Raw genomic sequence first — 13657 nt, 5'->3', positions numbered from 1 at the left:
CGGGCGATATCCTGTGCCGCATGGATGAGATCACGGGGGTGGAGATCATCGCTTTCGCGGACGCTGCGGCGTTTGAGAGCTGGCTGGCCGAGCACTACATGCACCACGACGGTGTGTGGATCAAGGTAGCCAAGAAGAAGTCCGGCATTCCGACGGTCACCGACGACGAATTGGTCGACATCGGGCTGTAGGCGTTCGCAATGCCCTGGTGCGGCCTGTGTTCGTTGTAGAAGGACTCGAACTCACGTAGGGCGTGCAGGAGATGACGCGGGTTCCAGATAAACGTCCGGTCCAGCAGTTCACGCCGGCACGTTTGCACCCTGCGGTTCGACTGCCCTCATGGGTCATGACGTTGGACCTGTTCGCGCAGTTGCCGCATCCATTCCGATTCCCCGCGAGCCGGACGTAGCGTCCGTAGCGCCTCAATCCGTCGGCGCGTCATGCTTTCCACGAGCCAGCCTCAGGGGGCGAGCTCACGTCGCATCGCGAGGAGGCAGACGTCGAGTTCGTCCTGGTTGTCGGAGGACGTCGAGCACGTCGAGGATGTGCCCAGTGCCGCGTACGAGGCGGAACATCTCGGAGATGTGCACGATGTCGCCCGGCCGTGCGTAGGTGAGCAGCTCGCCGAACTTCGTTCGTTCCAGCGGGTGGAGGCGGCTGGAGGTGCCGGGGTCCTCTTCGAAGACGACCGGGTCTGCGATCCCGGCCTCGGCGAGGACGAGGTTCTGGCGGTCGGTCGACTGCTGGTCGGTCGACACCCGCTTGTAGACCAGGTTGGCCATGCTGCCCCCGTTTCTGTCGGCGGATCAGACCTAAGCTGTCAGCAAACCCTGTCATCATGCGTCATCGGATCTCATTGGATCGGAGCCCCGGAAAGTCCGGATTCATTGGACGCCCGCCGCACCTGTCGTCATTCGTTTGCCGACACCGGCCTTCAGAGGATGGAACACGCGTCGGGGGGCCTGCGTCGCCGTTAGGGCACGCGATCTTGGTACGACTGCGGCGGGTTCTGCGGCGCTGTTAGCCTGCGGTCCATGATCAAGGGCGGTTTGGCAGGTCGAATAGGCCGGATGGCGGGGGACAGTGGGCCGGAGCGCGTGCTGGTCGCCGCCAGTTTCGTCAACCGGGTCGGCAATGGTCTGTTCAACGCGGCGTCGGCGCTCTATTTCACCTTGGTCGTGGGCCTGCCTGCGGTGCAGGTCGGCGCCGCGCTCACCATCGCCGGAGTGATCGGCTTGTGCGCGGGGATACCTGGGGGTCATCTCGCTGACCGGCGCGGCGCACGCGTGATCATGATGCTGGCCCTCGCGGTCCAGGCGGTATCGATGGCGGCCCTCGTCCTCGTCGAGAGCTGGGCCGCGCTCACGATCATCGCGACGGTCGACCAGATCGCCGCGGCGGTCGGAGGGGCGGCGTGGGGGGCTCTGGTGGCCCGGGTCGGGGGTGAGCGACCGGCCATGTTCCGGGCGAAGCTGCGCACCTTCGTCAACCTGGGCGTCGTCCTGGGAACGGGGGGTGCCGGGCTGGCGCTGGCCGCGGACACCCGCGGCGCCTATGTCACGCTGATTCTCGGCAACGCGGCGAGCTTCGCCCTGTGCGCGGTGCTTCTGCTTCTGCTGCCCCGCTATCCGGTGCTGGCAGCGCCGCCGCAGCAGCGGCGCTGGCTTGTCTTCGCGGACCGTCCGTTCCTGACGTTCACCGCCCTCTACGGGGCCATGGGACTGCAGTACCCGGTGGTCTCCCTGCTCCTGCCGATCTGGATCTCCGAGCACACCGAAGCGCCGCGTTGGACGGTGGCCGCACTGTTCGGAGTCAATTCCGCCTTCTGCGTACTGATGCAGACCAGGATCGGCTCCCGTATCGAGACCCCGTACGACGGCGGCAGGGCGTTTCGCACTGCGGGGCTGCTCTTCCTCGTCAGCTGTCCGATGATGGCGCTGGCGGCGTACGCCCCTGTCTGGGCGGCAGCAGGACTGGTCCTGGCGGCGATCTTCGTCCATAGCCTGGGAGAGGTCTGGGAGTCCTCGGCGTGCTTCGCCCTGGGTTTCGGTCTTGCCCCCGGCCATGCCCAGGGCCAGTACCAAGGTGTCCTCGGCCTCGGCTTCAACGCGGGCCAGGCTCTTGCCCCTGCGATCCTCACCACGGTGGTGCTAGGCCTCGGCACGGCGGGCTGGCTTCTGCTGGCGTTGTTCTTCGCGGCGCTGGGTGCTGCTGGCCCATCTCTTGCCCGCTGGGGTATGCGGACCCGGCCGCAGCCGGGCGTTGCTGCGGAAGCGACGAGATGACCAGGGAGTAGGTCCCATGAGCCTTCCGCGTGGCATGGAACAGTGTGTGTGCATCGCGTGGCCGCTGGAGTAGCGACATGACATGGGTGGTCAGGCCGCCTGACCGTAGCCGTCCGGCGCGGGCGGGGCGTCACCGCGCAGCGGGCTGAAGTCGACGTCCAGATGCGGGTCGTACGCCTCGGGCACGAGGCCGAGCTCATGGGTGGAGTACTCGCCGAAGCGGCGGACGTGCTCGGTCAGGTACGGCGAGATGTGGGCCAGGTCCTCGGGGTCGATGACGTAGCCCTCCTCCTGGAGCTGGCGCACGATCTCGGCGATGTCCAGGGCGTTGTGGAAGATCACCGCGTTCGTGAGCAGCGCGTTGAATTTCGCGGTCTTCTCCTGCTCGACGGGGTCGTTGTCGGTGATGACGCCGCCGTTGCCGAAGCCGATCCACTGGGAGAAGCCGTTGAACGCCTCGACCTTGTTCGTCGCGGCGGTCACCCGCCGGCGCAGCGGGGCGTCCGAGAGGTAGCGCAGCAGCTAGACGGTGCGGATGACGCGGCCGACCTCGCGGAACGCGGTGTAGGTGGTGTCCTTGCGGGAGCCGGCCCGCAGGCGCCGCAGCAGCAGCGTGAAGGAGATGGCGCCCTCGCGCACGGAGACGGCCACCCGCATCAGGTGCCGGAACTGGGACTCGATCAGGTCGAAGTCGATGACGTTGCGGCCGCTCTCCCCGAACAGGGCGTCGATGTGCACGTACTCGGTCCGCTTCATGGGCCGGTAGAAGGTCAGGTCCTTCCAGTTCCTGATCCTGGGCATCAGGTCGAAGCCCAGCAGGTGGGCGAGCGCGAAGACCGGGAACGACTGGCCCTGCGTATCTGCGTGCACGGTGGTCGGCTTCACCTCGGACGTGTTTTTCAGCAGGCCCTCGATGATGTAGACGGCCTCCCACACCCCGCACGGGATGAAGTGGGTGAACAGCGCGATGTAGGTGTCGGAGATGTGGTGGTACGCGATGCCGCCCGGCTTGCCATACCGCACGGACGTCTCGGACAGCAGGTTGTTGAGGTAGGTGTCCATGTGGGTGCCGTCCGCGGCGACCGCGGAGCCGTCGCCCCACGCCCGCGAGATGTCCAGGCGGGCGTGTGCGTTGACCAGGTCGGCGATCGCCTCGTTGAGCGTCGGGATGGAGAAATGTCGGTTCGCAGCCAGCGACAGCTCGTGCCCGCTCACGCCGGGGATGTGCCGGGCAGCCTCGTAGGGGCCCATGTTGGTGCCCTTCACGAAGGTGGTGATCACGTACCGGCCGAAGGGGTCTTTCAGCTTCGGCTCGTTGCCCGAGGCGGGGCCGAAGCGACGCCACCACTCCACCCAGTACGCCGTGCGGGAGATGATCCCGAGCAGGGAGCGCTCCGGCATCCGGGCCTTGATCTCCTGCTCCAGGGCCTTCGCTGAGGCGCGCTGCCCTTCGGAGCGGTGGGCCTTGAGGGAGGGAATACCGGTCTCTGGGTCGATGATCAGGCCCTCGTTGTCCGGGTACCCGGCATCCGCACTCGCGGCGGCCGCGGTGAGCTTGTCCTCCAGCTGCCGGCGGAACGTCACCGCGTCGTACGGCGCGTCGTCGCCGGGCTCGGCGAGACCGACCTCCACCAGGTAGTCGCCCAGCTTCGCCTCGACGTCCTCCCATGGCAGGAGCTGCTCGCTCCAGTCGGCGTACGCCTCGGACCCGGCCACCGCGACGTCACCGGTGTGGAGCTCCTCGGCGAGCGCGGCGAACACCATCGCCTCGAAGTGCTTGCGCACGAAGACGCCCGGCCGGTTCTTGTCCCGGACGACCTTCTGCCCGTTCAGCGCGGCGAACGAGATGTCGACCGGGCGTCCGTCCTCGTGCCGCTCAGGGATGTAGTCGCGCAGGTTCTTGTGGCGGCGGGCGTGCGCGAGCGCGTCCAGGACACGGTTGTCTTCGGATTGCACCCGCAGGGCCTTTGCCATGGTGTGCAGCGCGGGTGCGAGCCCCTCGCCGAGCCGGGCCGCAACCACGTCAGGCGCGGCGTCCTGATCGAGTTCCCCGACCGCCGTCAGGATCTCGGCGGTCAACGCCGCCGCCTTCTCCCGGGCCGCCTGGACGGGACTGTCGGCGTCGATGTGCTGGAGCACCGTTCGGTAGTTCCCGATCAACGCCTCAACGATGGCCTGCTGCCGCTCCCGGATCTGCTCCACCTCCGCCTTGTCCCGCTTGACCTGCAACGCGATCCGCTTGCAGAACATCGTCGTCAGATCGTCCCGGGCCCGCATCCGCGCCTTGTGGACCAGGCACACCAGCACCGCGAGCCGCTTCACCAGGCTGTAGTCCCGCAGCCCCGGCGCGTCCGCTGCGTCCGCCTCACCGGCGAAGTCCGTGATCTTCCCCGAGGCAACGCCGGCCAGCCACACCCCGGTCTCGCCCAGCTCGTCCACCCACCCAAGGTGCTCGGCCTGGGCATGGAAGTGCGACCACGTCGGGGCCTTCGCCGACCGCTTCAGCCGGTTGTACTTCGTGGTGCCGGAAGTGTCCTTCTCCGACAGCAGCGCCAGCAGTTGTTCCCGGTAGGCCTCGCTGAGCTGGTCGTAGACGCCCATGCAGATCGCGGCGTTCACCTCGGTGCGGACCTTCGCCGCGAGCGCGTCCAGCGTGGTGAAGCCCGGCAGCTCCAGCCCGGCCTCCACGACCTTCTCCAGCGCGATGTTGATCAGGCCCGCCGGGCGGTTCTTCGATACGGCCTCGCTCCGCATCACCGCCTCGGCGATCTTCCGGGCCTTCGCCTTGTCGTACGACAAGCCCGTCCGCTGACGTACGGCGGTTCGCTGCCGCTCCGCCGTACAGTTCGCGGCCTTCGGCACCGTGCCCTCTGGCAGGTCCACCGCGCGGCGGACGAAGTCGACCACCGTCTCCGGGATCTCGTCCAGCTTCGGGAAGCACCCCGTGCGCTGGTACGACTTCAGCGCGAGCAGCTGGGCCAGGAGGTGCTCGTCGCAGTCGGTCCGGCCGGCGGCCCACTCGACCTCGTCACGGCTCGGCGCGAAGAACAGATGCAGCTCATGCGCGGTGATCAGCCGCTTGAACCGCGGATACGCGGTCCTCGCGATCGAGGTCACAGCCCACCCCGCCCCTAACGGAATCCAACATCACCACCAACGACACCGGGCTGTACGGGTGACGGGGCAAGGCCCTCAACAACGCAAGATCATCCCGTGGCGGGTTTCTGGCGTATCTGGGAAGCGCCGCCAATTGCATCGGATGCGAACTGGCGACGGTATGCGCATCGCATCCGATGCGATGCGCGGCGATGCCGCTGACCAGCGGCGTCGGACGCCTGGGCGGACTGTGACCGTAGCGCTTGGCGAGTGGCAGCGGCGAGTCCTTGTCACTCATGGGGGTGGATGGTCTGCGGTTTCAGCTCCGGCTCGCATCTGATGCGGTTTCCTCGCATCAGATGCGAGTGACGGAGAGTGGTAGCCGGTGAGGTTCAGAGGGACCGTGCCGGGGGCGGCGACGCTGCACCTGGCCGATGGGGTCGCTCTGCTGCGGCCGGAAGAGCAGGTGTTCACCGCGATGTTGGGCGGATTCGCCAACCAGCAGCTCGCGCGGAACCTGGCCCGCTCAACGGTCGAGGGCCGGGAGAACACGGTGAAGGCGTTCGCCGCCTACGTGAACGCCTTCCCGTGGCAGTGGACACCGGCGATGGTCGACGAATGGCTCGGTGACCTGCGCTCGCTGCGGGATCTGAAGCGATCGACGATCCGCTCGTACTCCGAGGCCATGCGGGCGTTCTGCCAGTTCGTCACCGACCCGCTCCATGAGTGGTCGGCCACCTGGCAAGAGCGGTTCGGTACCCACCCGGTGCAGGTCGTGCACGAGTGGAACACCACCGTTCACGTCCAGGACAACGAAGCCGACGCGAAGAAGCGGTCCGCCCGCTGTTCGGCACCGACAACAACCCGGCGGCCTGGCCCTCCGAACGGGGGCTGCGGATCGGCTGCCAGCGGCTCAACTCCCGCTTCATCGCCTACCGCAAGGCCCTCGACCTGGACGACGGACTCGACTTCCACTCCTTCCGCAGGTCCTACGTCACCCACCTGATCGAGGACGGCTGGGACCCACGCTTCGTCCAGGAACAGGTCGGTCACGAGCACGCCAGTACCACCTCCATCTACACCTGCGTTTCCTCGGACTTCCGCACCCGCACCTTGCGCCGGCACCTGGACGACACCATCGCTGCGGCTCGTCAGGCCCGGAACGGGAGGAACGCATGAAGCGCAAAGTCGGCTACACCTGGCGGCTGCGAGAAGTCATGGCCAAGCACCAGATCTTCACGGCCACGGAGCTGGTCCCAATTGCTGCGCGAGCGCGGGATCGACCTGTCTGCCTCTCAGGTCCACCGCCTGGTCTCCGGCACACCGGAACGACTGTCGTTGCAGGTCATGGCCGCGCTCTGCGACATCCTCTCCTGCACCCCGGCCGACCTGGTAGCCACCACCGCCGAGAACGCCGGGGTCCGAAAGACCGCCACCGGCGACCTCCCGGCTCCCTCCGCGAACGTCGCCACGCTGCGGCCTCGCGCGGCCCGCATCCTGCCTGACACATGAGCCGGACCTACGCCACCGACGAGCGGTACGAACGCTGGTTCCTGGCCGAGTGCTGCCGCTGCCGACGCCGCAGGCACAAAGCCGGCAGCTGGCCGGACGGCTACGTCTGCCGGACGTGCTCGGACCGCGCGGTGCGGACACGGGGCATCTGTCCGGGATGCGGCCAGAACCGGGCCCTTCCTGGCCTCCGCCCCGTCGACGGCGCCGCGATCTGCACGACCTGCGCCGGCTTCTCCCAGACCTTCGACTGTTCACGCTGCGGCTTCGAAGGGAAACTCCTGGGCGGGCGGCTGTGCGAACGCTGCACGCTCGCCGACCGGCTCGCCGCTCTCCTGGACGACGGCACCGGCCGGGTCCGTCCCGAGCTGGTCCCGCTGATCGACTTGCTGGTGGCGGTGGACAAGCCCAGCAGCGGGCTGGCCTGGCTGGCCCTGCGCCGGGATCAGCCGGGCAACGCTTCTGAGCGGCTGCGGCAGCTTGGCCTCGGGCAAATCCCGCTGACCCACGACGCGTTCCACGGGCTGAAGCCCTGGCGGTCGGCCGCTCACCTGGAAGAACTCCTGATGGCAAGCGGGATCCTGCCCGCAGTGGACAAGTACATCTGCTCTTTCCAGCGTTGTTGCCAGATCATCTGGCCGAGATCGCCGATCCCGAACACGCGAAGACGATCAGGCTATTCGCGAGCTGGCGCGTACTTCCCCGGCTGCGGGCGCGATCCGACCGGGGCCACATCACACCCAGCATCCGCCGCTTCGCCGCCGAGCAGATCAAGTACGCGACGGCTTTTCTCCAGTGGCTCGGCGATCGGAATACCAGCCTCGCCTCATGCGGCCAGATCGACGTCGACGCCTGGTGGGCCGAGAACAGTGAGCACGGCCGCAACTGCTTGAGGGCCTTCCTCAGCTGGGCCATGCAGAGTTGCCATTGCCGACGCTCGCTCTCCATACCCGCGGTGAAAGCCACCCGACGAGCCGCTCTGAGCGAAGACGAGCGCCTGGACGCTCTCGGCCGACTGCTGACCGACCCGGACACGCCGAAGAACCTCCGCGTCGCCGGCGTCATTGTGCTTCTCTACGCCCAGCCCCTCACTCGGATCGTGTGGCTCACCGTCGACGACGTCATGCACGACGGAAGAGCGGTACTTCTCCATCTCGGGGAACCGGCCTCACCGGTCCCCGAGCCGGCCGCTTCCCTGCTGCTGGACTACATCGCCGACCGCGACAACATGAACACCGCCACCAACCAGGCATCACGCTGGCTCTTCCCAGGCCGCCGGGCGGGCCAGCCCCTCCGCCCCGACCACCTGTCCGCACTCCTCAACAAGATCGGTGTCCCAGTGGCCGCCGCTCGCGGCGCCGCCATCCGACAACAATTCCTTGAGATGCCCGCTCCCGTCGTCGCAGACGCTCTCGGCTACCACGACAAGACGACCGCCCGCCTGCTCAACGAGACCGGCGGAACCTGGAGCCGGTACGCCACTGGAGATCACACATGGTCACCAGCAGGTTGGTTTCCACGAGGAACTGGTGAAATTTGATCACGAGAGCCCACCAGTAGGCGGTCAGCGGGTTGTGAATCCACCGTCGATCGCGAGGGCTGCGCCGGTGATGAACGAGGCGTCGTCGCTCAGCAGGAACGCCACGAACGGGGCGATCTCCTCGGGCCGGGCGATGCGGTTCACCGGGTGCATTGCCGAGATCTGCGCGACGGCCTCGTCGCTGGTCAGCATCGAGGTGCGGGCCAGCGGCGTGTCGACGCCGCCGGTGGTGATGGCGTTGACACGCACGCCCTGTTCGGCCACTTCGAGCGCGGTGGCCCGGGTCAGGCCCACGACCGCGTGCTTGGCGGCGACGTATGGGGCGACGCCGGGCAGCGCGACGACCCCCATGTTGGAGGCATTGTTGACGATCGCCCCGCGGGTCTTGAGTACCTCCGGTATCTGGTGCTTGAGGCAGTTGAAGACGCTGGTGACGTTCTGTGCGATCTCGGCGTTCCAGTCGGCGCCGTCGATACTGGACACCGGGCCGGAGGCGTTGATAGAGCCGGCGTTGTTGAACGCCCCGTCCAGGCTGCCGAATTCGGAGAGCGCCGCCGTGACCAGCGCAGCGGCGTCGGCCTCGACGGAGACATCGGCGGGAACGAAGAGGGCCCTGCCACCCGTGGCCCGGATGCTCTCGGCAGCTCCTTCACCGATGTCCTTGCGACGGCCGCCGATGACGACGACGGCGCCTTCCGACGCGAGTCGCCGCGCGACGGCGAGGCCGATGCCGGAGGAGCCGCCGGTGACGACGAAGACCTTGGAGTCCAGACGGGAAGACATGGAGAGACCTTTCTTGGAGAGGTGGTACCAGTGGGGTCGGCCGGGCCCGGAGCACGACCACCTCCGTCAGACTGCAGTACGGCGGCAGCCGAGTCTGGCGGATATCGGACCTCACGTTGCGCCTGGTCACCCCCGGGAAGCAGGCTGGGTGCCAGGACGACGAGGCCACGATGAGGGGCCTGACACTGGTGAGCTCGCATGCTCAACCATCGACGGTGCATTCGCCGCCCAAGAATCGTCACTCTCTGCAGCCAGCGGAGGCGGCAATCCGGAGAACTCGTGACAGTTGAATACGCGAGCCCACCAGTACTGAGGCCGGGGACCTGGTGGCGACGCTGAAGACGCCGGAGGGCTCCCGGTTCTCGGAGCTGGAGCGGGTGGACGAGATCGGCGCGTACCGGCTCGGTCGGCTGAAGTTGTCGCAGATCCCGCCGAACCGGATGGCGGTGCTGGCCCGGACCGATTGATGAGCAAGATCGGTAAGCGGCAGTGTATGACCAGATTGACGCCGGATCATGCCCATAAAACGGTGTCAGAAAGTCGCTGTGCTCAAGAGCTTGAGCGGCACCGTTTTCTGTACGATCTGGCAGGTGCAGCTACCCCAGGACGACGACACCGCCGATCTCCTCGCCCCCGTTCCGGCCGTACGGACCGGCGGCCTCGTGGGATACGCACGCGTGTCCACCAAGGGACCGTTGCTCGACCGGCAGATCCACGCACTCACCGAAGCAGGGTGCATCCGGATCTTCGCCGACAAGAAGTCCCGGGAGCTCGGCGCGCAGCGCTCCGTGCCAGCGGATCCGCAGCGCAGGTCCGCAAAGGGCCTCGTCGCGGAGCTTGTCCACGGCGGTACTGGCATCCTCGCGGTCGATCTCGACAGCGACGGGGAGACGTCGCCGTTCCTGCGGAGGGTGCAGTAGAGGCGCAGGCATAGCTGACGGTTCCTGCCCGGCCGTCAGCTGGGCTCGGGCTTGGCGGCCCTCCTTCTTACGGGCCTGCTTCTCCGCCTCCCACATCGTCAGGTCGGGCTCCCGCTGCGCCTGCGCCTGCGCGCGCGGTGGGCCACGTCACCCGGGCGCGTCCGCGCTTCGAACTTAAGGTGACGCCCGGAGGTGGAGAATGCGAGTGGGGTTGCACGCGCTCGGTATCGGTGACGGTGCCCGTCCCGAGGTGATCCGTGCGGTAGCCACAGCCGCGGAGACGCACGGCTTCGCGAGGCTCTGGTGCGGCGAGCACGTGGTGCTCGTGGACGCGCCCGCCTCGCGCTACCCCTACTCCGCGGACGGCCGGATCGCCGTGCCCGCGGACGCGGACTGGCTGGACCCGCTGCTTGCCCTGACCTTCGCGGCGGCGGTCACCAGCCGGATCGAGCTCGCCTCCGGCGTACTCCTGCTGCCTGAGCACAACCCGGTCCTGGTCGCCAAACAGGCCGCCACACTCGACGTGCTCTCCGCCGGGCGGTTCAGCCTCGGGGTCGGGGTCGGCTGGTCGGCCGAGGAATTCACAGCGCTCGCGGTCCCCTTCGCCGAGCGCGGGCGGCGCACCGAAGAGTACCTCGCCGCGATGCGCGCCCTCTGGGCCGAGGACCCGGCCTCCTTCGCAGGGGAGTTCACCCGCTTCGACGCGATCCGCGTCAACCCGAAGCCGCTGCGCGGCGGCCGGCTCCCGGTCGTGGTCGGCGGCAACAGCGACGCCGCCTTGCGCCGCGCGGCCACGCTCGCCGACGGCTGGTACGGCTTCAACGTCCCGGCGGCCGACGTCCCGGCGCGCATCGCCGTTCTCGCCGATGAGTGCGCCCGCCACGGTCGCACTCTTGACGAGCTCACGGTCGCCGTCGCGCTGAGCGACGGCATCCCGGAGCAGCTTCCCGCACTCGGTGCGGCGGGCGTCACCGAACTCGTCGTCGTCGGCGCACCCCCGCCCGCTCCCGACGCGGCGGCCACCTGGGTCGCGGAACTCGCCCGGACCTGGATTCGCCCGGAGGAATAACCAGGGCCGGCCGGAACACCAGCCGCACCCTTTCACGCCCGCAAGGCGTCCCTGATGGGGACCTTTGAATGTCCCCACCCCTCGCTCAGGGGGAAGACAGACCTGCTCACACGGGCTCCTCCTGCCTGGCGCGCCGAGAAGCCGGCCGGCAGACCGGTCGATGCCGAACCACATGGAAGACGGGGCCGGGTCACACGGCCGGTCCAGCGCGACGCCCCGGGGGGACCGCCGCGTGTGGCGCCGGTTATTGTTCCCGGTTCAGAGGGATGGCGGGGATTGAATGTCTGACGGGCTGGCTGACCGATCCTCACGATGCTGTTCCCCACCCGCACCGGGCGGCCCATGGATGAGCCGGCCGCCTACCGGCTGCTGCGCCGCGTCCCACCACCGCCGGCATCGAGTCGGCGAACGCGATCTCCCGCACTCGCTGCGCCACAGCTACGCCACCGCGCTGCTCGACCATGGCGTCCCGCTCGCCGACGTACAGGACGCCATGGAGCACGCCGACCCCCGCACCACCCGCCGGTACGACCGCCACGCCGGGGCGCTGCACCGCTCGCCCTCGTACCGCATGGCCGATGAACTCACCAAGGCCATGCGCACCGCCTGACCACCCAACCGACCACCACACCGCAGGGGGAGCCATGCTCGCCACCGTCATCGCCGTACTCGGCACACTGCTCGGTGCAGTCGTCGCGGGAGTGTTCCAGCAGAGGACCGCCCACCGCGCCGAAAGGGCAGCGACCACCGAGCAGTTACGGCGCGACCGGCTGAACGCCGTCACGGAGCTCGCCGCGGCAGCCTCCGACCACCGACGCGCCATGTGGATGCGCGAGACCGCGACGCTGAACAACGAACCCGCCGACCGCATCGAGGAACTCCGCGCCGCCTCCTACGTCACCCGGTCCGCGATCACTCGCCCACTCGTTGCCGTGCAGGTGCTCCTGCCCGAACCCGCCGTCAGCGCCGCCGCGAAGGACATGGTGTCTGCCACCTACTCGATGCGCGAGCACCGGCAGAGCTCCGAAGCCCTGGACGCAGCCCGCAAGTCTGCCCGTACCGCGCACGACCGATTCGTGACAGCCGCAGCCGAGTACCTCACCGCCCCCTGACCCCACCAACTCGAAGGGCCCGCAGCCACCACCGGCCGCGGGCCCTTCGTCGTGGCCGGCAGACATGCGAACCAATAGGGACGTGCGAACCACGGGCGAAGAGATCATGCGGGAGGTCTGCGGCACGTTCGAGGCGCAGCTGCGGGAGTTCAACGGCGAAGCCGACCACGTCCACCTGCTGGTGCACTACCCGCCGAAGGTCGCCCTGTCGAAGCCGATCAACTCACTCAAAGGCGTCAGCTCCAGGTACCTGCGAGCGGAGTACACCGGGCGAATCAACCGGATCGGCATGGGACCGGTCTTCTGGTCCCGCTCCTACTTCACGGGATCCTGCGGCGGAGCACCGCTGACCGTGATCCGCCAGTACATCGAAGAACAGAAACGACCTGCCTGACCATCCCCCACGCGCAGCGAACTTTGGCGCTTCGCGCCTCCGGACCAAGGATGCGTTTCCCTCCCCGGCTGAAGCCGGGGATACCCACGCAAGATCAGGGATGGAAGATCACGAACAGGAGGCGGCGTCGGGCTCAATCGCCTGATCGACTGCCAAGATCCGCGGACAGCGCCGCGTAGATGTACTCGCTGCCCCAGCGATCCCCGTCGAGGTCGTTCTCGACCAGGTGCGCCTCCCGGCGCATCCCGAGGCGCTCACAGACCCGCACAGACCCGGTGTTCTCCACATCCAGCCGTGCGTAGAGCCGGTGCACGCCCAGCGTGTCGAAGGCAAACCCGGCCAGCGCCGCGGCCGCCTCGGTCGCGTAGCCGTGCCCCTGGTGACCTGGGTCGAGAGTCCAGCCGATCTCGGCCTGGGCGGCGCGGGCATCGGCCAGACCGAGGCTCACCTCGCCAAGGACGCCGGGCTCATCGCGTCGGCAGACAGCGAGCGCCAGCTTGTCCCCGTCAGTGCGCCAGGCCGTCTGCGCCGCGCGCTCGGCGGCAACCTGCTCGCTGCGCTCACGCGTGTGCGCCGGCCGGTACAAGTAGCGCGCCACGCTCGGCAGGCTCTGGTAGGCGTACAGGTCGTCGGCGTCACCAGGAGTGAACAGACGCAGCGACAACCGGGCCGTGGTCAACGGCAGCAGCGAGGTGACGTCCATGCGGACCTCCGGGACGCGGATGTGGGTCAAGTTGCGGACTGATTTTCGCATCACGACTGCCTGGCAGCCACGCCTTTTCAAGAGCAGCGCTCGGCAGCCGCACTTCACCACGCGGCGCGGCATTCCAGGAGTTGTTTACTGACCCACGCTCCTAGTAGGGCTTTGTTAGGTACCCCGATTGATCATCTGCGGATAGGTTGTGATGTTCTTTCAGGTGTGACACCTGAGGAGATGGACACGGTCCGC

Annotated in this window: 15 protein-coding genes and 2 pseudogenes; 11 read left to right on the top strand and 6 right to left on the bottom strand. The window is 68.0% G+C overall.

Annotation, left to right across the window (positions count from 1 at the left end):
- The first annotated feature begins 20 nt into the window (after positions 1-20).
- Entirely contained in the window at positions 21-191 is a 171-nt protein-coding gene (locus tag ACNPQM_RS37755) for a hypothetical protein (protein ID WP_418087500.1), read from the top strand.
- Positions 192-473: 282 nt separating this feature from the next.
- Here the strand turns inward: ACNPQM_RS37755 and ACNPQM_RS37750 are convergent, their stop codons facing one another.
- Positions 474-782 (bottom strand): recombinase family protein, encoded by a 309-nt coding sequence (locus ACNPQM_RS37750; RefSeq protein WP_418087499.1) that lies wholly within the window; start codon positions 780-782, stop codon positions 474-476.
- Positions 783-1070: 288 nt separating this feature from the next.
- On the opposite strand from ACNPQM_RS37750, the gene ACNPQM_RS37745 reads away from it, so the two are divergent.
- Positions 1071-2285, top strand: a complete 1215-nt coding sequence (locus ACNPQM_RS37745; RefSeq protein WP_418087498.1) for an MFS transporter — start codon at positions 1071-1073, stop codon at positions 2283-2285.
- A 90-nt stretch (positions 2286-2375) separates the two neighbouring features.
- Here the strand turns inward: ACNPQM_RS37745 and ACNPQM_RS37740 are convergent.
- Positions 2376-5402 (bottom strand): annotated as a pseudogene (locus ACNPQM_RS37740) (Tn3 family transposase).
- 549 nt (positions 5403-5951) lie between these two features.
- Positions 5952-6092, bottom strand: a complete 141-nt coding sequence (locus ACNPQM_RS37735; RefSeq protein WP_418087497.1) for a hypothetical protein — start codon at positions 6090-6092, stop codon at positions 5952-5954.
- A 72-nt stretch (positions 6093-6164) separates the two neighbouring features.
- Here ACNPQM_RS37735 and ACNPQM_RS37730 point away from each other — a divergent pair, with 72 nt between their 5' ends.
- Both ACNPQM_RS37730 and ACNPQM_RS37725 read left to right on the top strand, forming a co-directional pair.
- On the top strand, positions 6165-6560 hold the full coding sequence (locus tag ACNPQM_RS37730; RefSeq protein ID WP_418087496.1) for a tyrosine-type recombinase/integrase: 396 nt from the start codon (positions 6165-6167) through the stop codon (positions 6558-6560).
- An 81-nt stretch (positions 6561-6641) separates the two neighbouring features.
- Positions 6642-6893, top strand: a complete 252-nt coding sequence (locus ACNPQM_RS37725) for a helix-turn-helix domain-containing protein (RefSeq protein WP_418087495.1) — start codon at positions 6642-6644, stop codon at positions 6891-6893.
- A 251-nt stretch (positions 6894-7144) separates the two neighbouring features.
- Here ACNPQM_RS37725 and ACNPQM_RS37720 read toward each other — a convergent pair whose 3' ends face one another.
- A complete protein-coding gene (locus ACNPQM_RS37720) occupies positions 7145-7399 on the bottom strand; it encodes a hypothetical protein (RefSeq protein ID WP_418087494.1) in 255 nt (84 codons plus the stop codon).
- 113 nt (positions 7400-7512) lie between these two features.
- Here ACNPQM_RS37720 and ACNPQM_RS37715 point away from each other — a divergent pair, with 113 nt between their 5' ends.
- Entirely contained in the window at positions 7513-8430 is a 918-nt protein-coding gene (locus ACNPQM_RS37715) for a hypothetical protein (RefSeq protein WP_418087493.1), read from the top strand.
- Between the two features lie 24 nt (positions 8431-8454).
- On the opposite strand, the gene ACNPQM_RS37710 is transcribed toward ACNPQM_RS37715, so the two are convergent.
- Positions 8455-9213 carry an SDR family NAD(P)-dependent oxidoreductase gene (locus ACNPQM_RS37710; protein WP_418087492.1) on the bottom strand — a complete coding sequence of 253 codons (759 nt, stop codon included), beginning with the start codon at positions 9211-9213 and terminating at the stop codon, positions 8455-8457.
- 326 nt (positions 9214-9539) lie between these two features.
- On the opposite strand from ACNPQM_RS37710, the gene ACNPQM_RS37705 reads away from it, so the two are divergent.
- The 6 genes and pseudogenes from ACNPQM_RS37705 to tnpA all read left to right on the top strand — a co-directional run.
- Positions 9540-9680, top strand: coding sequence for a hypothetical protein (locus ACNPQM_RS37705; RefSeq protein WP_418087491.1), 141 nt, complete (start codon positions 9540-9542; stop codon positions 9678-9680).
- 123 nt (positions 9681-9803) lie between these two features.
- The gene (locus ACNPQM_RS37700) at positions 9804-10133 is read left to right on the top strand and encodes a hypothetical protein (RefSeq protein ID WP_418087490.1); all 330 of its coding nucleotides are present in this window, start codon (positions 9804-9806) and stop codon (positions 10131-10133) included.
- A 199-nt stretch (positions 10134-10332) separates the two neighbouring features.
- Entirely contained in the window at positions 10333-11202 is an 870-nt protein-coding gene (locus ACNPQM_RS37695) for an LLM class F420-dependent oxidoreductase (protein WP_418087489.1), read from the top strand.
- A gap of 346 nt (positions 11203-11548) precedes the next feature.
- Positions 11549-11812: a tyrosine-type recombinase/integrase gene (locus tag ACNPQM_RS37690; RefSeq protein WP_418087488.1), complete on the top strand. Its 264-nt coding sequence runs from the start codon at positions 11549-11551 to the stop codon at positions 11810-11812.
- A gap of 34 nt (positions 11813-11846) precedes the next feature.
- The gene (locus ACNPQM_RS37685) at positions 11847-12314 is read left to right on the top strand and encodes a hypothetical protein (protein WP_418087487.1); all 468 of its coding nucleotides are present in this window, start codon (positions 11847-11849) and stop codon (positions 12312-12314) included.
- A 79-nt stretch (positions 12315-12393) separates the two neighbouring features.
- Positions 12394-12708: pseudogene (gene tnpA / locus ACNPQM_RS37680) on the top strand (IS200/IS605 family transposase); the annotation flags it as partial.
- 133 nt (positions 12709-12841) lie between these two features.
- Here tnpA and ACNPQM_RS37675 read toward each other — a convergent pair.
- Positions 12842-13411 carry a GNAT family N-acetyltransferase gene (locus ACNPQM_RS37675; RefSeq protein WP_418087486.1) on the bottom strand — a complete coding sequence of 190 codons (570 nt, stop codon included), beginning with the start codon at positions 13409-13411 and terminating at the stop codon, positions 12842-12844.
- Positions 13412-13657: the final 246 nt, after the last annotated feature.

It is taken from the genome of Streptomyces sp. NPDC056231 (assembly GCF_048270745.1).
Classification (GTDB): Bacteria; Actinomycetota; Actinomycetes; order Streptomycetales; family Streptomycetaceae; genus Streptomyces.
This window is presented reverse-complemented; position numbering and strand designations above follow the sequence as displayed.

Excerpts from the sequence above, each read along its gene's own strand:
- ACNPQM_RS37755 (WP_418087500.1), top strand. The coding sequence starts at position 21 with ATGGATGAGATCACGGGGGTGGAGATCATCGCTTTCGCGGACGCTGCG.
- ACNPQM_RS37750 (WP_418087499.1), bottom strand. The coding sequence starts at position 782 with ATGGCCAACCTGGTCTACAAGCGGGTGTCGACCGACCAGCAGTCGACC.
- ACNPQM_RS37745 (WP_418087498.1), top strand. The coding sequence starts at position 1,071 with ATGGCGGGGGACAGTGGGCCGGAGCGCGTGCTGGTCGCCGCCAGTTTC.
- ACNPQM_RS37710 (WP_418087492.1), bottom strand. The coding sequence starts at position 9,213 with ATGTCTTCCCGTCTGGACTCCAAGGTCTTCGTCGTCACCGGCGGCTCC.
- ACNPQM_RS37695 (WP_418087489.1), top strand. The coding sequence starts at position 10,333 with ATGCGAGTGGGGTTGCACGCGCTCGGTATCGGTGACGGTGCCCGTCCC.
- ACNPQM_RS37690 (WP_418087488.1), top strand. The coding sequence starts at position 11,549 with ATGAGCCGGCCGCCTACCGGCTGCTGCGCCGCGTCCCACCACCGCCGG.
- ACNPQM_RS37685 (WP_418087487.1), top strand. The coding sequence starts at position 11,847 with ATGCTCGCCACCGTCATCGCCGTACTCGGCACACTGCTCGGTGCAGTC.
- ACNPQM_RS37675 (WP_418087486.1), bottom strand. The coding sequence starts at position 13,411 with ATGGACGTCACCTCGCTGCTGCCGTTGACCACGGCCCGGTTGTCGCTG.